Genomic DNA, 19476 nt, shown 5'->3' with positions numbered 1-19476 from the left:
TTATTTTTTCTTCTTCATTCTCACATAGACCAATTTCAAATTATTACGGTTGCCAAATCGTTCTTCAATTTCAAAATTATTAATGGATTTAATGAGTGGAGTTAGTTTTGGGAAACCATAATTTCTCGAGTCGAAATTGGGTTGTTTTTTCTGAAGTAAGTTTCCAACATCACCAAGGAAAGCCCAGCCATCATCATCTGCTAAATCAGCTATAGTGCTCGATATAAGCTTAATTTCTTTTGGAGTAACCTTATCCACATCCGGCTTTGTTTTAGATGCAGTACTTTCCTTTTCCTCTGGCTGTGTATTTAGAATTTCGATATAAATAAATTTATCGCAAGCCACGATGAATGGGTTAGGCGTTTTCTTTTCTCCTATCCCGTATACTTTCATACCAGCCTCTCGAAGTCTAGTCGCAAGTCTAGTGAAATCACTGTCGCTTGATACGAGACAAAAGCCATCAACCTTTTCAGAATATAAGATATCCATGGCATCAATGATCATGGCAGAATCGGTAGCATTTTTACCCGTTGTATAGCCGTACTGCTGAATTGGAGTGATGGCATTTTCTAAGAGAAGATTTTTCCATTTACTTAAATTGGGCTTAGTCCAATCCCCGTAAATTCTTTTGATGGTAGGGTTACCATATTTAGCAATTTCCTCCATCATCTCTTTTACGTTGGCGGAAGGAATATTATCACCATCTATTAATACTGCTAAATTGATATCCATCTTTTAAATTTAAGTGCTACTATCCTTGTACTGCTTAAATGAAAATTAGTTGGTGAAAGAGCAATTTATCTAACACTATTGCTATGCTGCAATATATTCATTCAACTAGATCATAGAAGACTTCAAAGTCTCCATATTCTTCCTTGGTCTTGTTTTCAAGCCCAGATGTTGAGATCCATGTATCTCCAAATACAGATTCGTATTCAATGAAAAGTATCTTTGAGCCTCTCCCAAAGTACATATCAAAAAAGTTAGAAATCTTAGCTAATCCAGAGCTGCCATCTCTTGCTGAAAAAAGCTCCCATTCTTCTCCTGGACTTAATACAAGCCCGTCAAATACAGAAGCAGAATTATAGTTATACACTGTGTCAGTATTTTGTTGTTGATAAAAATCGTACAGATTATAATGGAAAAAAGTTGAATCTCCTTCTTTAATATATAAGTTCTTAATAAAGGCAGGGCCAAGGCCTTTATTTTGGATTTTTATGGAATACCAACTCTCGCCAGCGCCATTAAATAATTGAATATAAGGAAGTACAGAAGCTTTCTGCTGTTTAACTGTAAGCTCATATTGCTTGTCTAATAAGTGACTTTGATATAGCAGAACTATTAAGGTAAAAAGTGCAATTGCCATTGCAGACAAACTCACTATCTTATCAGCGTTCCAAAACTTCTTTTTGGCTGGTTTCGGATTGTATCTTTTTTTGTAATAGGGCTTTTTGGAAGGCTTTTTATCAGTACTATTTGGAGTGCTATTTTTATTTGACTTTTCTTCCATCTTTTAAGGTTGGTCTTTTTTTTCTGAGTATAAGGATACACCTGATTTCTTAGGATTCCAAATAAACTTTGTTTGTGCTTATAAAATTTTCATTGAAAACAATCTTCAAAATTTTGAATTTCGTGCCTCAATCTCATTCCTTCCCGAAACAGAGAGGCGATTGACTGTAAATAAGCCTAATAGTCCAAAAAATGGCCCAATCGCCAGAATGATGTAGATAAAGACTGGGTTAAGCTCTAACCAGAGGATATTCAAGAGCTGAATGCTGATAATGGTAATGGCAAAGCCTACGGAATTGACGATTGTTAAAGCGGTTCCCTTTATTGCTGATGGTGCATTTTTGGCCACCAAAGTAGAAAATAGAGGCGAATCAGCGATAACTACCATTCCCCAAAAAAGCAGGAAGAAAATAAAAACCTCTGCTGGAGCGTAGAGGATGATCATAGGGGAGATTAAACAACATAAACCCGATAGCAAGAGAAAAGTGCCGGCAGTCTTTTTCGCTCCATACTTTTCTGAAATGTAGCCTCCTGCTATGCATGACAAACTACCGATTCCGATTATGCTGAATGATAAAAGTGGAATATTGAAATCAATATTGAAATGAAGCTCTTTATAAGCAATTAAGATTACAGGGATGAATGCCCAAAAAGCATATAACTCCCACATATGGCCAAAGTAGCCAAGAGCCGAGGCTCTAAATTCCTTTTTATTAAAAACTTGAAAGAAAGCTGAAAAATCCGGCTTTTGGCTTCTGCTACCAAAGGGGCCGTCTGGCACCAATACCAAAAGCAGCACTCCACCCAAACTAGCTAAGACAGAAGTGATATAAATAACTAATTGCCATTGTATGTTTTGAGTAAATTGTTTCAAAAGATGTGGAAAAGCGGTTCCTAACACTAATGCTCCCACCAAAAACCCTAAAGATTTGCCTAATCCTTTCTCATAGTAATCAGCCGCTATTTTCATGCCTACTGGGTAGATTCCTGCAAGGAAAAAGCCGGTTGCAAAGCGAGAACTTAATAAGCTCCATAACGTATTTCCTTCCCAAACAGCACCTAAATTCGCTACAGCTCCAATGAGTGCACAAAAGAAAAACACTTTGGAAGGAGAAAACCTATCGGCTATAGATAGAATAGCAAAAATTAGCGTGCCGAGGATAAATCCAAATTGCACCGCAGAGGTCAAGCTGCCCAAAGCTGTAGGTGCCAAATCGAAACTTTCAAGCAAATCTGGCATTACAGCATTTCCTGCAAACCATAAGGAAGTACAGCAAAACTGAGAAAAAACGATAATAGGAAGTATTCGGGTGGGAGTATTGTAATTTGACATTGTAGACAGATTTATCCGTGCTCAACTAGAAATTCTGTTGGACTTAAAACCTTGGTATCAGATTTAATGAAGTCTTTTTTATTTCTTGTGATTAAATAATCTATTTGATTAATGTAGGCAGTATTAGCTTGAATAGCATATTCAAAATCTCTAATTTCCGACTTTAACGATTTTAAAATAATTTTTGAATCGACACCTAAAACGTTTATAACGGTAAGCAGACTAGTAATAAAACTTATAGTGGTATCATGTCCTTGAGATTTTTTTGCGATGTAGTAAATATCTGTAATGGTAGTAGCTGTTATAAAACCATTCAGTTTCCCTACACCGATTTTTGAAATTAACTTAGCTGAATCTTCGTAAAAAGGAGTTCTTTTTAATGCAATATCTAAAATAATGTTTGTATCTAATACTATTTTCATTATTTGTATTTTTGCTCTAAAAAAGCAGCTTTTTCTTTCTCTGAATCTTCTACTGAAAGAAAACCAGACCATTTTTCTAAAAATTGTTCGGCATTTTTCTTTTTAGATTTAGCTTGCTTTTCTTTTGGGATAATAATTAATTCTACTTCTTGTCCAAATAATGATGGCTTGTCAAAAATTGTTATTGTTCCCTTATCTGAAATCTTTTTTAAATACCTGTAAGCTTCCATAGGTTTGCAATTTTTATACTTAAAGATACAAATTAAAGGAATACATTGATAAATATAGAGTTTATCATTAAAGACTCTTAATCATTTCCTCGCTTTCTTCCCACAGCCTATCTCTTGCAGCTTGACTGTTGGCAAGGGAGGATGCTTTACTCACTTTCTTATCTTTAAAATAGCCCCCGTTTTTATCTGTTGACAGCTCATTAGTGGCCAAATAAATGGAAGTAGAGGCGCCTTCTCGAGTAGTTTTCATAAAAGGCTTTCCTAATTTCCACATTAATTTGAAAAAGCCGGGCAATTGGTCGCCAAAACCAGAATCAATCACTCCAGGGTGCAGCGCATAAGAAGTTAGTCCTTTGTCAGCTAATGATTTGGTAAAGAGCACATTATAAAGTTTGGCATTGCCATATCCCGATATGGTCGAATATTTTTTTCTTAAATTTAAATCAGACCAATCTGGTTTTCCTGCTCTGTGCGCTTCTGAACTTACATTAATTACTTTGGTATTGTTTTTTTCCAATAAGGACATCAATATTTTGGTAAGTAAAAAATGTCCTAAATGATTGACCGCCAAATGCAATTCAAAGCCGTCTTTACTTTCTAATCTTTCAGTGAATGTTCCTCCCGCATTATTAATTAAAACATCCAGTTTATCTGTTTTTTGCAACAGTTCTTCCCCCGCTTTTCTTACAGATTTTAGGTCAGCAAGATCGCATTTAATGATAATGACATTTCCTTTGTTGGCCCAATTGGCAATTACTTCTTCGGCCTTTTTAGTATTGCGGACTAAGAAAATTAACTGATGTCCTTTTTTTAATAATTCTTCTGAAGTGGACAATCCAATTCCTGATGTTGCTCCTGTTATGGCGATGGTTTTTGTATTACTCATAGCAATACTCAACTTATTTATAAAGAAATGGTTAGGGAATTTTTTGTGTTTTCTTATTCTACTTTTTGAAAGTAGTTATCTGAGCCGTCTGAAGGGGAACCGTTAAAAAGCATATAATCTTCAGAAAAATACATAGTACCAAATGTATTCGAAATTGGGTCTTCAGTTTCTAAATCAAAGCTAGTTTCAAAACTTTCATCAAACTTCCAATATTGGGTTTGATCAAGAGCATTATTCCTAAAAACTTTAACACTATCACCTTCAAATTGGAGCTCAAAGTAGCCATCATCTATGGCTGACCAATTATTACTTTCTCCAAAGCCGCAGCAGTAAATATAAACTAATTCCCATTTACCTTGTAAGTGTTCTTTTGCGGTGTCTCTTGTCCAGTTTGCCGCTTCATGATTCTGGTAAAATTCTTGATTATTGAATGGTGGCTCAAATTCTTCTTTATTACATGAGCAAATCAAGAAGGGGATGAATATAAAGTATAGGTAGCGTTTCATATTTAATAGACCCAAATTCCTTGTCAATAGTTGTATTCGATAGAAAAAAAAAGTAGATGCAATATGCAGATAGTCAAACAACTACAAGATAAAAGTAGTTATTCAAAATAAAAAGTATGAAGACCTTATCTGTGTTAATCCTGCTATTTTTCTCTCTCAATTTAAGAGCACAAAAGCTACTTTCTATGAAGGATGTAGAGAGCAGAGAATCGCTTTCTATGAGTGAAGTGACAGCGAACAGCTCTGATGGAACCTATCGCTACTATGCTAAAGGAGCAACTGAACCATTTACAGGAATTCTATTCTCAAGATTCCCTAATGGCCAATATGATTCCTATCAGCAGTTTGTGGATGGCGTTGGTCAAGGTCAATGGATAAATTACTACGAAAATGGTAATTACAAAGAAATTGGAAGCTATGAGCAAAATAAGGTAACGGGCCCAATAAAAAAATTCCATGATAATGGGAAATTGGCCGCTGAAGGCACCTACAAAGATTGGAGAATCAGGATTGGAATTTGGAATTTTTACGATTCGGAAGGCAAGCTCATGGAAACCAAAGATTATGGTGAAAAGGGAAGTATAGTAGAGGTAAAAGAATATTACGAGAGTGGAGAAATTTCATACAGCTGGTATCAAAGCATCTTAGATAAAAATGATTTCTAACTATACTGGAACATTAATACACTGACTAAAACAAACTGCCTACTACAATGCAAACTGCCTTACGTTTCAATTTTGGCCGAGCAAAGAAAAAATGCTCGTAAAGAGATAATTGAAAAATTATTTTAGCAATATTTGGTTTCTAGTTAAAGTTTTAAAATTACGCCTCGATGAACCTACGGAAAACTTTCCAAATTTTGAGCTATTTACAGTACCCCTTAATGCTGACAGCCTTATTTTTTGCTCTAAAACCTTATTTTCATGGTTTTGATTATATGGTAGAACATTATATGCTAATGCTAGAAGATTTTAACAAGATGTTAATTTTCATGGGCTTGGGCATCAGCTTTTCTACTTTGCAAGACACCACAAAAACACAAAACAAATTTTCACAAAAAATATGGGAAGATCCAAAAAAGGGTAAGATAGTATTGTATGTAATGCTGTTCATGGTTCTTTTACTAATAACATTCGGGTGCTCTGCTTACTTTTTTATGCCTAATGAGGCCTTTCAAGAGTTATCTATAGGGTCTATCGTTTTAGGAATTGGGTTTATTGGTTTTTTGAAAACGGGCTTTGAAGTGTTTGAAAATCATCGATTGGATAAAAAAGTAGAACGCACCAATGATTCTTAATAAGCACATAAACTGTTTTAAATTCCCTTTTTCAAATTGCTGTTGAGCTTCTAATGCAAACATTTTAAATAAGGAAAAGTTGATATACGCTCAATATAAGCAGTACTCAAAATGATCGTAATAATAGGTGCAGGGTTGTCGGGTTTACTTACTGGATACAGATTAAAAGAAGCCAAAATACCTTTCAAAATACTGGAAGCCAAAGACAGAATTGGAGGCCGCATTTTCACAAAAATGACCACTAAGGAAACACCACTAGAAATGGGGGCCACCTGGTTTGGTAAACAACACCAAAGCCTTATTAAATTGTTAGCGGAATTAGAATTAAATGCTTTTCCTCAATACACTGGAAACTTCTTCTTTTTTGATGATCCCAAATCACCTCATCACGGCAAACATAAACTGCCGCAGCAGGAAGCAAATTATAGAATTGCAGGTGGGAGTAAAAGCATTATCGAGGCATTAGGCAATAGCTTGGGGACGCAGGATATTATGCTCAATACCAAAGTTACGGATATAAAAGAATCTGAAAATAAATTAGTTGTCAGCACGGAAAACGACAATGTATTTAAAGCTGATCAGGTGGTATTATCAGTACCTCCGAAAATCTGGGCGCATCAAATACGGTTTTCTCCATCTTTGCCGAAACAAATGGAAGAGAGTGCAAAAAATACACAGACTTGGATGGAGGATTCCATTAAAGCAGCACTAGAATTCAAAAAAGCTTTCTGGAGAGATCATGAGCAACCGGCAACGATCATGAGCAATTTTGGCCCTTTCGTTGAATGCTATGATCATACTAACCAGCAAGAAAATAAATTTGCCCTATGCGGATTTTTGAATCCAGAATTCAAGCACCTAAATATAAAGAAAAGAGAACAAGAAGTTTTTAAACAATTATCCACCATCTTAGGAGAGGAAGTGCAACAAGCAATTGGTTATCATGAATATATTTGGTCAGACGATGAATTTGTAAAGTGGCCTAAAAATATTTTTATGCAGCCTCACCAAAACAATGGGAACCAAATTTTTAGAGAGTCCCTCTACGATAATCGATTAATTATCTCAGGTTCCGAAAGTGCTGCAAATTTCCCCGGTTATATGGATGGTGCGGTGGCTGCTGGTGAAAATGCCTTCACACAAATCCTCAAAACCTTTGAAAAAGATTCAAATCAGCAAAATAATTGATAACAGTCATGAAAACTATAGATACTGATTCGTAAATTCATGTCCATAAATTAAGGTGATGACAGACTTAGAAATAGCAAATAAATGCCAATTACAACCCATTCAGCAAATTGCTGAAAACTTAGGGGTTGATCCTGAATCGATTGAAATGTATGGTAAGTATAAAGCCAAATTGCCACTTGAAGCGCTTGATGAAAAGTTAGTGGAGAGAAGCAATTTGATCCTTGTTTCGGCTATTTCTCCGACTCCCGGTGGAGAAGGCAAAACCACCATGTCAATCGGGCTTTCAGAAGCATTAAATCAAATAGGTAAAAAGACAACCGTAGTTCTACGTGAACCTTCTCTTGGACCAGTATTTGGAATGAAAGGGGGCGCTACTGGTGGAGGAAGGGCACAAGTCTTGCCCATGGAGGATATTAATCTTCATTTTACGGGAGATTTTTCAGCCATTGAAAAAGCCAATAATTTATTGTCCGCAATCATAGACAACAATCTTCAAAGTAAAAGCAACTCATTAGGAATTGATCCTCGAACTATCGCATGGAAACGCGTAATGGATTTGAATGATCGCGCTCTGAGGAATATTGTAGTAGGTTTAGGTGGAACAACTTCTGGCATTCCAAGGGAAACAGGTTTTGACATTACTGCTGCTTCAGAAATAATGGCGATTCTCTGCTTATCTTCTGATCTGATTGATTTGAAAAAGCGACTTGGAAATATTTTTATTGGCTACACTTTTGATAAGACGCCAATTTATGCAAGAGACCTAAAAGCCGAAGGGGCGATGACGGCCTTACTTAAAGATGCCATCAAACCCAATCTGGTTCAAACTATTGAAGGAAACCCAGCGATTATTCATGGGGGACCATTTGCGAATATAGCACAAGGAACCAATACGGTAATTGCCACCAAAATGGCGATGTCTTTATCGGACTACACTGTAACTGAAGCGGGCTTTGGGTTTGATTTAGGAGGCGAAAAATTCTTAGATATAAAATGTCAAAGTGCTGGTCTAAAACCTAAGGCTGTAGTGTTGACTACAACTATCCGAGCCTTAAAATATCATGGTGGAGCAGATTTATCAACCTTAAAGGAACCCAACGTGAAGGCACTTGAAAATGGAATTCCAAATCTGGAAAAGCATATTGAAAATGTTGAGAAATTCGGAATCACTCCCATTATTGCCATTAATAAATTCAGCACTGATTCAGAAGAAGAAATAGAGGCATTATTAGCTTTTGCGCGATCTAAAAATATTAAGGCAGCCGTAGCAGATGTTTGGGCAAATGGCGGTAAAGGAGCATTGGAATTAGCACAAGCGGTAGTTGATTCTGTAGAGGCTGAGACGGCAGCTTTTAAAGCGCTATACGATTGGAAAAGCCCAGTAGAGGAGAAAATAAACAAAATTGCAAAAGAAATATATGGTGCCACTAGAGTAGAATATTCAGCTAAAGCACAATCAGACTTGAAGCGGATTTACAATCTAGGATTAGATGCCATGCCAATTTGTATGGCAAAGACAGAAAAGTCGCTTTCTGATAATCCGAAGCTTATGGGAAGACCGGCAGATTTCTCTCTGGCCGTTCGTGAAATAGAGATTGCAGCTGGAGCAGGCTTCATTATTCCGATTACAGGTAATATCATGCGGATGCCAGGCTTACCGGCTCATCCAGCAGCTGAGCAAATTGACGTGAATGAGGAGGGTAAGATTACGGGATTGTTTTAGCCCCCTAACCCCCAAAGGGGGAAATGATGGATGGTGGAGAGGCGATGTATCGCCTCTCTACAATTATTTAACCCCCAAAAGAAATATTCCTCCTAAATGACCTTGAAATAGTCAACCAATCCTCCCCAACCTTCACTTTGTCTTTTTGAAAAGCTTCAATTTTATCTTCGTTTACAATAAAGGATCGGTGTATTTGGGTAAAGTTATCAGGTAAATCAAGAGACTTTAAAGTCATCTTAGTGATAAGGGGCTTGCCTTCTTGCATAATGAATTTGAGATAATCTCCTTTAGATTCGATATACAAAATGCTGTCAAGGGCAACTTTAAACTGTTGGCGGTCAATAGAAATAAAAATATGTTTGGACGGAATACTAGCTTCCGAGCTTTTAGTATCTAGTTCATTCACTGCTTTCAAAAATCGTTCGAATGAAATAGGTTTCAGCAAATAATCTAAAGCTCTGACTTCGAAAGCCTCTACCGCATATTTTCTATGGGCTGTGATGAAAATCACTTTCGGTTGAATAGGATAGCTTTTTATAAAAGTGAGCCCATCAAGACCCGGCATTTCGATATCGATGAAAAGCAAGTCAACAGTGTTCGTTCGCAGATAATCTCTTACTTCCCATGCATTAGTGAAGGCACCTTTCAAATCCAGAAATGGGACCTTAGCAACATAATCACTGATCAGTTCGCGAGCTAAAGGTTCGTCATCTGCTATAATACATTTCCAAACTTTCATTTTGTAGGAATTTCTATTTCGATTTTAAACCAATTATCTACCATAGTCTTTTTCATTTCATAGTCATTTCTATAAATATATGACAATTGACTCTCGATATTTTGAAGCCCGATGGCTTTTGAATTTTCTCCTTGCTCAATAAAGTTATTGCAAAATGTGATGCGCAGTATATCGTCAATTTTGTGAAATGAATATTCTATATTTATCTTCCCTGTATTATTTTTCCCTCCATGCTTAAAGCAATTCTCCATCAGCGTAATCAGTAACAATGGAGGTATTTGGATAGCACTCTTTTCAACAATTGAATTTTCTTTTTTTATAGTTAATCGATCTCCGAAGCGAAAGCTTTCTACATAAATATAGTCTTCCAATATGTCAATTTCATCTTTAAGAGAGATTAGATCATTTTTGCTGTGTTCCAAAATATATTCCAGCAAGGCGCTTAAGCGCAGAATTAATTCTGGAGCTTTATCAGATTTTTTTAGGCTTAAGGCATAGAGATTATTCATGGTGTTGAATAAAAAATGTGGGTTCAATTGGCTTTTTAAGAAACGGAGCTCCGCCTGTGCCATACTTTCAATGGCCTCGTTCTTTTCCTTCTCTGTGGTTACTAGCTTTTCAATACTGCTTATCGCCACAAAAAGCAGCACAATTAAAAACAAAACGGCATTCAAAATAGCAAAATCCCGAGTTGCAGGCGGCATCAAATTATATTGGTAATCAGCCACTGAAATAAAAACGAAAGTATTAAGGATAAGCGTAGTGTATATTGCCCCTACGAGCAGGTATAAAGTATAGAGTACAAATTTTAGTTGTTTTCCTCTTAAAAGAAATTTTGGAATGAGAAAGTAAGAAATGACATAAGCAACTGAAACGGTAACTGGTAAATAAACAAAAGATAGCAGCAAAGCTTCAGTCCAATTATTATCATAGCTCAATAAAAAAGCACAGAGCAAAAAAGAAAGCAGCCAAAAGGCGATATGATAGATTATGCGAATCACGAGCTGTAAAATTATACAAGATTTGACAAGAAACACCTTTAATCGATAAAATACCACTTTGAGTAGGTGGAAAGCAAGAATGACCTGTTACAGTATAAAAGATGTTGTTTACCTTCATTCAGTGGAAAACCATCGATAATAAAAAATGAATTCAAGTACATCATTTATAATTGTGCATCATCAAAAAATAGAATACTATGAATACTATGAATATTATTGAAATACTTATTGAGGGTGGAATCGAATTTATGGGAAGCTTAACGGTCCTTTTTATAGGAGTTATAATAACCTCCATTTTAGCTTTAAAAAATAAGTCCGAGAGATGGCTAAAAATTAATCAGGAGCTGGCATTGTTTGCTTTTGTGTTTGGCATATTTGGTCAGGTTATCGGTCTTTTTGAGGCCTTTAAAGGAATAGAAATGATGGGCGAAGTTTCGCAGGCCATATTGGCCGGAGGTTTAAAGGTATCTTCCTACGTCACTATTTACGGATTCATAATTTTTCTTTTGGCTAAAGCCGTAAAAATCGCTTTCAATTTTATAAAGAAATAAAGTCATTTCTATAGTAGTCAGGCAATGGCCTAGTCGCGAGGCTAGGGCTGCCAATTTCTTGAGCATTCAGACTTCATGGATATCCTTCTAATGATAAGAATTCCAATGGTCAATGAGGCAGGCACGATTGATCCACATCAAGCTTATGAAAAAACTTCATCTTTCAAATCATTAAAAAGTAGCCGTTTCCATAATGGTCAGGTGATAGTTTGGTCTCATGAATCTATCTCTGGCTTTTTATTCGAAACATAAGCATGCATGTAAATGCGTGCTTTTTTTTGATTCAGCAGAAAGAAGAGATGCTTTAATTAAATTATGAATCAAAAGGAATCAGTTTAATGTTCAGAACATAGGGATATAGAATGCAATATTAGCGACAAGGGTAACAAATTTCAAAACTGTTGATATAAGGGTGATTGCAATCAAAACCGGAGGGGATTCCCTCCTCTAAATAATTTTTTCACCCAATAAATTCAACAATTATGAAAACTTACATTTTACTTTTCATTGCTTTATTATTTGCCACAACGGGCACAGCGCAATTGGTGGTTACCCCTTCATCACCTGCATCAAACTATACACAATCACACTGGAATGTGGATAGTGATTTAAATGATCACTATATAGTGGTAACCTACGGAAATGAGAATGCCCCTATGTCTGTGAGCTCTGGCTCTCCAGGTACTTTTATGACTATTTTCGATAACCTTGGTTCACCATTAGTTCAGGATATCCCTGTTTTTAATCTTGGATCCAGTGCAAGTATAGTTAAGATTTCTTCAGATAACAATATTTATGTTCTGGGTTTCAATGATTATGATGCTCATACAAAACTTGTCCTAAATAGATATAATACTTCTGGAATTCAGACAGGTCAGAAGATTGTAGATCACTTCGATAGTGATCCGGCTATAGATTTAGCTTTAACGGACGAGATGGATGTGTTGGTGTCTCGCTTTAATAATGATAAACTAAAGATCGAAAGCTACAGTGCTGGGCTTTCTTACAAAGGTGAAATTGCGGTGGATCATGTGACACACCTTGATCTTCCCAGCTATAAGCTTAGAGCACATTCTATGGATTACAATGACGGTCATATTTTAATTGGCTATTCAAGAGGTGTATCTTCTAGCAATCTGGCAGATATAAAAAAGTATGCTTACAATGCTGCTTCACCTGCTAATTCAACTGTCACTAATAGCTACTCCTTTTATGGCGGATTCAAAAGGATAAGTTTAGCGATTAACAATTCACATCAGGTAGCTTTGAGGAAAAACGGTGATGTTTTCTATGTAAATGGACTTTCAGGGGTCAAAAAGATCTCCGGAAATAGCACTACTACACTAAGTCCAAAGAAAATAGCAAAAGTGAATGTTGATGCTAATGATAAATTACTTCTTTCTTGGACGAGTAGTTCAAGAGCCTTTGCAAGATTGTATGCTGCCAACAATAGTTTGGTTCGTAATTATCAGGAGGATGGAAACATTAATGGTTCTTGGGCTCCTGCTTTTAACAATTGTCAATTTATTATTGCGGGGGACAAAAGCAATCAAGGCACCGACATGAGCACTATCCGAAAACCTTATTATCAGGTCTTCAACTGTTCTGAATGTGAAATAGGAAGTAGCTCTACAGCTGCGGCAGAATTCAGATACCCAAACCAAATGTTGGAGTTAAATTCAATGTATGGACCAATAGAAGTAGCAGAAATTTGTCTGGTTGATGCTTTGTTGGTAGACGGCTCTGCCAGTTGCAATGAAGATCGATATTTTGTTGGTCTCTCAGAATTTGATCTTATGAGCTGGACAGATATTAATGTATTACACTCAGATTGGGTCAATTCCGGACAAGCTCCAAACGATATTGATATTACTGATTTTCTGCCACAAGGCTATCAGTTGAGACCTGATAAAGTGTATAAATTTAGACTAGCAGTAGGTCCACAATGGGATGCTGTGGATATATTTTTCAAAGTTGCTTGCTGTAAGCGGGAAATTATAGGATTGCCAAATGATGAGGTTGAACTTGCTCATGGTATTATTGATGGTAATGGAGAAGGTGACCCAACAGAGCCAGAGGATCTTGTAGTGGATATATTCCCTAACCCTGCGAAAGACTACGTGACCATTGACTTTTCAAAAGAAGAGATGCTGAACGAAGCCTCCGTAAGCATCAGCAATTTTTCAGGGAAAGAAGTATATAAAGCTAGCTTAAAAGAACAAAAATTGAGGATCGATATTACCGATTGGAAAAAGGGTATTTACATTTGCAATATCAATCTCAATGGTAAAAAAACGATAAAAAGAATTATTAAGGAATAGCAATTCACTTTAAAACCACGGGAGGAAAAGCTCCCGTGCTTTACTTTTTACTTGGGGACAAGGTGATCAGTCTTGCTTTTTCACCTAGCCTCAAGATCGAGGGTTTTTCAACATTATCTTTTACAGAGCTTTTTTTTCATTGTTTAAAAATGGATCTTCATCATACTTAATTAGAAAAAAAATGACAGAGCTTGAACAAAATATAAAATCTTATTTCGGAGTCTTTCAAAAAGAAGATCTAAAAACGGTAAGTTCTTTATTCCAATTAGAAACCATTAAAAAGGGAGACTATTTTTTGAAAACTGGAAACCAATGCAATAAGCTCAGTTTTATTAAATCGGGTTATTTGAGAATCTATAAAACAACAGAAGATAAGGAAGTAACCCAATGGATTTCAACACCATCATATTTTGTAACAGATCTTTCCAGTTTGTTATTCAATGAACCTGCCCGCTGGACAATTCAAGCTTTAACTGATACCGTTCTTTATACTATTAACAGAACGGATTATGAAAAAATCGGAAGCCTCGTTCCGCAATGGCATGAACTTGAAAAGTTGTTTATTGGGAAATGTTTTGCCATTTTAGAAGACAGAATTTTTAGTCATTTATCTATGACTGCAGAAGAGAGGTACGAACACTTTTTTGAGAACAATAAAGAGTTATTTAATCAAGTGCCCTTGCAATACATTGCATCAATGCTCGGAATGACACCAGAGACATTTAGTAGGGTAAGGAAAAAACAACTTTTATGATTCCTTGATATTTGTCAAGAGTAAAGCAATTGTTATGTATGACCTTTGTAAGGTAATCCAAACGGAAATTATTTTACAATACTTTTTTAATACAAAGACAATGGCAAAAGAAATCAAAACAGAAATACTGATAAAGGCTACACCAGAAAAAATTTGGTCGATTCTAACAAATTTTTCTGAGTATCCGAACTGGAACCCCTTCATTAAATCAGTCAGCGGAGAAGTGAAAGCAGGAAATAAAATCACGGTTAAAATTGAACCGCCAGAATCAAAACTGATGACCTTTGAACCGACAATTCTAACTTTTCAAGCAAATAAGGAATTAAAGTGGATTGGGCATTTGCTTTTTCAAGGACTGTTTGACGGAGAGCACAAATTTGAGCTCATTGATAATAGAAATGATACAACAACCTTTAAGCATAGTGAAAAATTCAAAGGGATATTAGTTGGCTTTTTAAATCTAGAGAATACCAAAAAAGGGTTTCAATCTATGAACGAAAAGTTAAAAGAATTGGCAGAAGAATAATGCGCAAAATTTCTTTAAATTACTTCGCATATTTTCCATGGAGAGAAAGCTTGATCAATCTGCAATGGCCGAGGTTTTGCTGTTGATCAAGCCTTGCCTTTTCACGAAAAATATTTCGGTACCAAGCTTTTAATCTTATCTAAAGTTTCGTTGACTGATAATTCGCTCATGCCGCCTGCAGCATTAGCATGACCACCTCCATTAAAGTTTTCGGAAGCTAATATATTTACAGGGTTTTCTCCTTTCGAACGGAATGACATTTTGATGATGCCGTCTCGTTCTGTGAAGACAACAGCAGCTTTCATTCCTGTAATCGATAAAGCTTGATTGGCCAGGTTATCAGTATCTCCTTTTTGGTAATCATACTTCGCCAATTCTTCTTTCGATAAGGAAATAATGGCCACTTGGTAATCATCCATAATCTCCAGCTTTTCAGACATAGCGTAGCCCTGCAAACGTAACTTGCTTGCTGTGTTATTATCACTTAATGCTTCATGAATCAAGTGATGCTCTACTCCTGCAGTCAATATTCTGGCTAAAACTTGATGAGTGCGTGGACTAGTGGAAGGAAATCGGAAACTACCCGTATCGGTCAATATTCCAAGATATAGTGGTGTTCCAATTTCTGAGTCAAGTAGCGCTGCATTTTCTGACTGCTCGATAAGTTCTACGATCAACTCTGAGGTAGAGGAAGCACTAGTTTTAGACACACTCAAAGTGGCAAAGTCTTCAGGATCTAAATGGTGATCAATCATGATCTTTTTACAATCGCTCACTTCCAGCAATTCTTGCATGGCAGATCCAACACGGTTAGTGGCATTGTAGTCCAGGCAAAAAATTAAATCTGCAGTTTTGAAAGCTTCTGTCACAGCTTCTGGTTTTTCCGTCATCACCAAAAAAGAAGAAGTATCCAACCAATCTAAAAAGGCTGGAGCCGGATCTGGTTGACAAACCCTAGCAGTGCAGCCTAGTTTTTCGATAAAGCGCAAAAGACCCAATGAGCTCCCGATTGAATCTCCATCAGGAGACTTGTGAGAGGTAATGACAATGTGATCAGCTGCCTTAATTTCAGCGGTTATTTGTTGATAAATATTCATGTAAATGTGATTGTATTTAGGTTTCCATCTTGGAACGAGGCCGCAAGGTATTATTTTTTATGTGCACATTTTAATTTTTTGGAGAAGGTCTTTCAATGTTATGAACACTCCTTTTTGGGTTCATCCTTTCCACAGTTTAAATCAAAAGGAAAGAATAGTGCTTTCTTTTATAGATGAAACAGGAATATGTAGCCTAATAGGTTATTAATATAAAATCTATATTTTTGTAATTCGGTGCTATAGTGGTCAGATTATTAACAAACTCAGCACAAAATTTCGATGAAAAGAGCCTTACTTTTTCTTATACTGATTAGCATGTCTTTGGACTTAAGCGCTCAGGATGGAAATTATTATGACCCCGAAGATCGGCCAAGGTTTTATCTTGGGCTTGGGACAGGGATTAATACTTATACAGGAATAGCAGGTATTTCTGGAAATTATATTATTGATAAAACACTCTTTGCCCAAGCAGGAGTTGGAATAAGTGCTTGGGGGATTAGAACTTCATTCGGTCTTCGGTACGATCAATCTTATCGACATGGTTTTACTTGGGGAATTAACCTAGTACGTTCGTCAGGGATCGAGGATATCGAAGTAGAATTTCAAACAAGCTCAGGGTCAGCTCAAGAAGTAACTATGCGATTTGAAAGCTTAAGTACTGTAAATTTGAAAATGGGCTACAACTGGTGGTTTGGAGAATACAATACCTTCACTATTAATCTTGGCTACTCATTCGCTTTTAGAGAACAGCCTTGGGCTATCAAGGATGGCTCTCAATTGTCACCAATCTCTGAGCAAGTATTGCAGTTGATATCGCCAGGAGGACTGATCCTAGGATTTGGGATCAGTTTTGCATTAAAATAGCGTTATTTAAACTTTAAGATGTTCTGAAACGTCTCCAAAACCATCCTAAATCTGTTCCTTGCAACTGTCTCCAGCATAATTTTTCTGCTATGCAGGCGAAATGAGGGCCTATTCATAATCGTCTTAACAAATCCCTAAATGCAATCGCCAGTTTTCTAATTTTTATTTTAACAATTTGGATAGGGGTAAATCTAAATGAAACAGAGCAGGGTGAAAGCGTACATTATCTAAAGAGATTAACTATTTATTTTCTTCAATTGAATGATTCCAAATTTATTCAGGACTTTCATAATGAGATAGGTTGGGTCAATCTCATGCCATCTTACGCCACCGAAATTGGGGTTACCACTTCTTTTGTGATGGTTGTTATGGTAGGCTTCTCCCATCATCAAAAAATCAAAAGGGAGAAAGTTCTTGGAAGTATCCTTCATTTTGAAATTTATATAGCCATAAATATGAGCGAACCAATTAATAATAGCACCATGAATTGGAGCCATTAAAAATACTAAGGGCAGCAATAGCCATTGCCATAATGCTGTGGCAAAGAAGTAGAAGAAAGCTACATAAACTGCACCCCATAAGACTCTGGAAAAGATGGAGCTTGCAAAAAGATCAAAGCTTTTCCATTGAGGAACATTAGTAGTAAATTTTTCCTCCACTTTAATCTTTCCTTTATTTATATCTTGATAGATCTTTTTGGTTTTCCACATCATGGCAAAAAGGGTTTTATCATACTTAGGTGAATGCGGGTCTTTTTCAGTATCAGTATAGGCATGATGAATTCTATGCATAATGCCGTAGCCATAAGCGCTCAAATAACTACTGCCTTGAAAGATCCATGTTAAGATGTAGGTGAGCTTCTCCATATACTTAGACATACTGAAAGTTTGATGCGCTGCGTAACGATGAAGAAAGAAAGTCTGAAAGAAAAGTCCTCCATACCACAATACTAGAATAAAAATAATAATAGCCATTTTTGAATGGGTGTGATTTAATTAATAATTGAATAAAAAGGGGACTCTTTAGGTATGATTACTACGAATTGAATTCCACTACAAAGAACAGTAAATTCTTTAAATTGTTCGTGCGATAAAAGAAGATATGTTTTTAAAGAGTTACAATTTTCTATCAAAAGAACCTACTAAACAATCAGGTATCAATTCTTAATGGCTCGAAAACAATAAGTTAAATGAGTTGAGAGTCTAATTTTAATAGAGGAAAATCTGATAAGAGAAAAAAATTGCCAATTCAGCCAAAAAAGAAAGTTTGCATATACCTATTATAATAGGTTGCCATAAGATACGGAACGCACTCTTCTTCCTAAAACGCAAGGCTTTGAAGATCAAACTCGCAAATTTCATCATAAAAAATATTGATCATTTAGAAAAACTGCATTTGACTACTCCAATAATCTAAAAGCTCTCTACTCAGTAAATGTAATGTTTATAGATACTTCTACCTGTAATAGAGGATAATGCCGCCTATTACTATATAATTTAAAGGAAAAGTTGAAATATTTTAATAATATTTTATTAGTTTAGCGTGTAGTTTTTTTTTATAAGCATAAGAATTAACAAGAAATTGAAGCTGAAAGCAATTGATATGCGGACAAGTCAAGCAATAGTATTAAGTCTAATTTTACTAGTATTCAATAGTATTGGTTTTGCACAGCAAGACCCACTCTATGCACAGTATTTAGTAAACCCCTTAGTTATCAATCCTGCTTATACTGGAATAAATAACGCCTTGAATGCCAATATTAATTATCGCTCTCAATGGAATGGAATAGAAGGACAGCCTAACACCGTAAATGTTAGTGCTCATAGTTCTTTATTTAAAAATAAAATTGGGGGTGGTGTGTTAATTTCGAATGATGTAATAGGAAATCTAAGTACAACCGAAATAAATGTAACAGCAGCCTATAAAATAGATTTTGGCAGGAGCACTTTTAGTTACGGAATGCAATTTGGCACTCAAAGTTATAGGACAGACTTTTCAGAACTTAGCATTTATGATTCAGATGATAATGCCTTTTTAGCAGGTGAACGGGGAACTCGAGTCAACGTGGGCGTTGGAGCTATTCTGATGAATGATTCATACTTTATCGGATTTTCCGTTCCAAGACTAGTCCCTTCTACTTTTGAAAATGCAAATCAGCAATTTGATTTATACAACCAGCATTTCTATTTATCTGCAGCATATGTGTTTTTTAGTACTGAAAAAATACAATTCAAACCATCGATTCTATTTAGAGGAGTATTAGGAGCCCCTGCTTCTTTAGACTTCTCACTTAGCGGTCGAATAGATCGAAAACATTCAGTTGGAATTTTTACGCGAAATTTCAACACATACGGAATTCTGCTTAGTACGGTCTTAGCCAACAAGGTTAATTTAGGATATGTTTTTGAACTACCTACTAATGAATCGGTAGGAACAAATTTTCTAACACATGAAATTAGTCTAGGGATTAGGCTGTCAGTATTTAGCTACCATGTAAATAGTCTGGGTAGTTTTTAAAATTGAGAT

Annotated in this window: 22 protein-coding genes; 11 read left to right on the top strand and 11 right to left on the bottom strand. The window is 36.0% G+C overall.

What is annotated here, in order from left to right; genetic code table 11:
- The 7 genes from B9Y84_RS19000 to B9Y84_RS18970 form a co-directional block, all read right to left on the bottom strand.
- On the bottom strand, positions 1 to 732 hold the full coding sequence (locus tag B9Y84_RS19000) for an NYN domain-containing protein (RefSeq protein WP_085518984.1): 732 nt from the start codon (positions 730 to 732) through the stop codon (positions 1 to 3).
- 97 nt (positions 733 to 829) lie between these two features.
- Complete coding sequence (locus B9Y84_RS18995; RefSeq protein ID WP_085518983.1) at positions 830 to 1510, bottom strand: hypothetical protein; 681 nt, start codon at positions 1508 to 1510, stop codon at positions 830 to 832.
- Positions 1511 to 1615: 105 nt separating this feature from the next.
- The gene (locus B9Y84_RS18990; RefSeq protein ID WP_085518982.1) at positions 1616 to 2842 is read right to left on the bottom strand and encodes an MFS transporter; all 1227 of its coding nucleotides are present in this window, start codon (positions 2840 to 2842) and stop codon (positions 1616 to 1618) included.
- 11 nt (positions 2843 to 2853) lie between these two features.
- Positions 2854 to 3264 carry a PIN domain-containing protein gene (locus tag B9Y84_RS18985; RefSeq protein WP_176223845.1) on the bottom strand — a complete coding sequence of 137 codons (411 nt, stop codon included), beginning with the start codon at positions 3262 to 3264 and terminating at the stop codon, positions 2854 to 2856.
- Positions 3264 to 3494, bottom strand: a complete 231-nt coding sequence (locus B9Y84_RS18980; RefSeq protein ID WP_085518980.1) for a hypothetical protein — start codon at positions 3492 to 3494, stop codon at positions 3264 to 3266. Before B9Y84_RS18980 ends, B9Y84_RS18985 begins: the two co-directional genes overlap by 1 nt.
- Positions 3495 to 3561: 67 nt before the next feature.
- Positions 3562 to 4380: an SDR family oxidoreductase gene (locus B9Y84_RS18975; protein ID WP_085518979.1), complete on the bottom strand. Its 819-nt coding sequence runs from the start codon at positions 4378 to 4380 to the stop codon at positions 3562 to 3564.
- Positions 4381 to 4433: 53 nt separating this feature from the next.
- Positions 4434 to 4886, bottom strand: coding sequence for a hypothetical protein (locus B9Y84_RS18970; RefSeq protein WP_085518978.1), 453 nt, complete (start codon positions 4884 to 4886; stop codon positions 4434 to 4436).
- A gap of 116 nt (positions 4887 to 5002) precedes the next feature.
- Between B9Y84_RS18970 and B9Y84_RS18965 the strand changes: the two genes are divergently transcribed.
- The 4 genes from B9Y84_RS18965 to B9Y84_RS18950 all read left to right on the top strand — a co-directional run bounded on the left by B9Y84_RS18965 (position 5003) and on the right by B9Y84_RS18950 (position 9097).
- Entirely contained in the window at positions 5003 to 5551 is a 549-nt protein-coding gene (locus tag B9Y84_RS18965) for a toxin-antitoxin system YwqK family antitoxin (protein WP_085518977.1), read from the top strand.
- Between the two features lie 167 nt (positions 5552 to 5718).
- Positions 5719 to 6183, top strand: coding sequence for a hypothetical protein (locus B9Y84_RS18960; protein WP_085518976.1), 465 nt, complete (start codon positions 5719 to 5721; stop codon positions 6181 to 6183).
- Between the two features lie 111 nt (positions 6184 to 6294).
- Complete coding sequence (locus B9Y84_RS18955; protein WP_085518975.1) at positions 6295 to 7371, top strand: flavin monoamine oxidase family protein; 1077 nt, start codon at positions 6295 to 6297, stop codon at positions 7369 to 7371.
- 58 nt (positions 7372 to 7429) lie between these two features.
- Complete coding sequence (locus B9Y84_RS18950) at positions 7430 to 9097, top strand: formate--tetrahydrofolate ligase (protein WP_176223844.1); 1668 nt, start codon at positions 7430 to 7432, stop codon at positions 9095 to 9097.
- A 67-nt stretch (positions 9098 to 9164) separates the two neighbouring features.
- Here the strand turns inward: B9Y84_RS18950 and B9Y84_RS18945 are convergent, their stop codons facing one another.
- Together B9Y84_RS18945 and B9Y84_RS18940 are read right to left on the bottom strand one after the other, a co-directional pair.
- Positions 9165 to 9836 (bottom strand): LytR/AlgR family response regulator transcription factor, encoded by a 672-nt coding sequence (locus B9Y84_RS18945; RefSeq protein WP_085518973.1) that lies wholly within the window; start codon positions 9834 to 9836, stop codon positions 9165 to 9167.
- Positions 9833 to 10837, bottom strand: a complete 1005-nt coding sequence (locus B9Y84_RS18940; RefSeq protein ID WP_139828103.1) for a sensor histidine kinase — start codon at positions 10835 to 10837, stop codon at positions 9833 to 9835. The genes B9Y84_RS18945 and B9Y84_RS18940 overlap by 4 nt, the downstream gene beginning before the upstream one ends.
- 197 nt (positions 10838 to 11034) lie before the next feature.
- Here B9Y84_RS18940 and B9Y84_RS18935 point away from each other — a divergent pair, with 197 nt between their 5' ends.
- From B9Y84_RS18935 to B9Y84_RS18920, 5 genes are all read left to right on the top strand, one after another.
- Positions 11035 to 11388 carry a MotA/TolQ/ExbB proton channel family protein gene (locus B9Y84_RS18935; RefSeq protein WP_085518971.1) on the top strand — a complete coding sequence of 118 codons (354 nt, stop codon included), beginning with the start codon at positions 11035 to 11037 and terminating at the stop codon, positions 11386 to 11388.
- A gap of 75 nt (positions 11389 to 11463) precedes the next feature.
- Positions 11464 to 11640 (top strand): hypothetical protein, encoded by a 177-nt coding sequence (locus B9Y84_RS20670; RefSeq protein WP_176223843.1) that lies wholly within the window; start codon positions 11464 to 11466, stop codon positions 11638 to 11640.
- Between the two features lie 230 nt (positions 11641 to 11870).
- Positions 11871 to 13709, top strand: coding sequence for a T9SS type A sorting domain-containing protein (locus B9Y84_RS18930; protein ID WP_085518970.1), 1839 nt, complete (start codon positions 11871 to 11873; stop codon positions 13707 to 13709).
- 181 nt (positions 13710 to 13890) lie between these two features.
- A complete protein-coding gene (locus B9Y84_RS18925; RefSeq protein ID WP_085519040.1) occupies positions 13891 to 14463 on the top strand; it encodes a Crp/Fnr family transcriptional regulator in 573 nt (190 codons plus the stop codon).
- Positions 14464 to 14563: 100 nt separating this feature from the next.
- Entirely contained in the window at positions 14564 to 14989 is a 426-nt protein-coding gene (locus tag B9Y84_RS18920; protein WP_085518969.1) for an SRPBCC domain-containing protein, read from the top strand.
- Between the two features lie 101 nt (positions 14990 to 15090).
- On the opposite strand, the gene B9Y84_RS18915 is transcribed toward B9Y84_RS18920, so the two are convergent.
- A complete protein-coding gene (locus B9Y84_RS18915; RefSeq protein WP_085518968.1) occupies positions 15091 to 16086 on the bottom strand; it encodes a DHH family phosphoesterase in 996 nt (331 codons plus the stop codon).
- Positions 16087 to 16365: 279 nt separating this feature from the next.
- Here B9Y84_RS18915 and B9Y84_RS18910 point away from each other — a divergent pair, with 279 nt between their 5' ends.
- Positions 16366 to 16950: a hypothetical protein gene (locus tag B9Y84_RS18910; RefSeq protein ID WP_139828102.1), complete on the top strand. Its 585-nt coding sequence runs from the start codon at positions 16366 to 16368 to the stop codon at positions 16948 to 16950.
- A 236-nt stretch (positions 16951 to 17186) separates the two neighbouring features.
- Here the strand turns inward: B9Y84_RS18910 and B9Y84_RS18905 are convergent, their stop codons facing one another.
- Positions 17187 to 17924: an acyl-CoA desaturase gene (locus B9Y84_RS18905; protein ID WP_085518966.1), complete on the bottom strand. Its 738-nt coding sequence runs from the start codon at positions 17922 to 17924 to the stop codon at positions 17187 to 17189.
- A 607-nt stretch (positions 17925 to 18531) separates the two neighbouring features.
- On the opposite strand from B9Y84_RS18905, the gene B9Y84_RS18900 reads away from it, so the two are divergent.
- Complete coding sequence (locus B9Y84_RS18900; RefSeq protein ID WP_085518965.1) at positions 18532 to 19467, top strand: PorP/SprF family type IX secretion system membrane protein; 936 nt, start codon at positions 18532 to 18534, stop codon at positions 19465 to 19467.
- Positions 19468 to 19476 lie beyond the last annotated feature (9 nt).

The sequence above is a fragment of the Marivirga sericea genome (assembly GCF_900177665.1).
Taxonomy (GTDB): domain Bacteria; phylum Bacteroidota; class Bacteroidia; order Cytophagales; family Cyclobacteriaceae; genus Marivirga; species Marivirga sericea.
The sequence above is the reverse complement of the archived record's forward strand: the minus strand, read 5'-3'. Positions and strand labels throughout refer to the sequence as shown.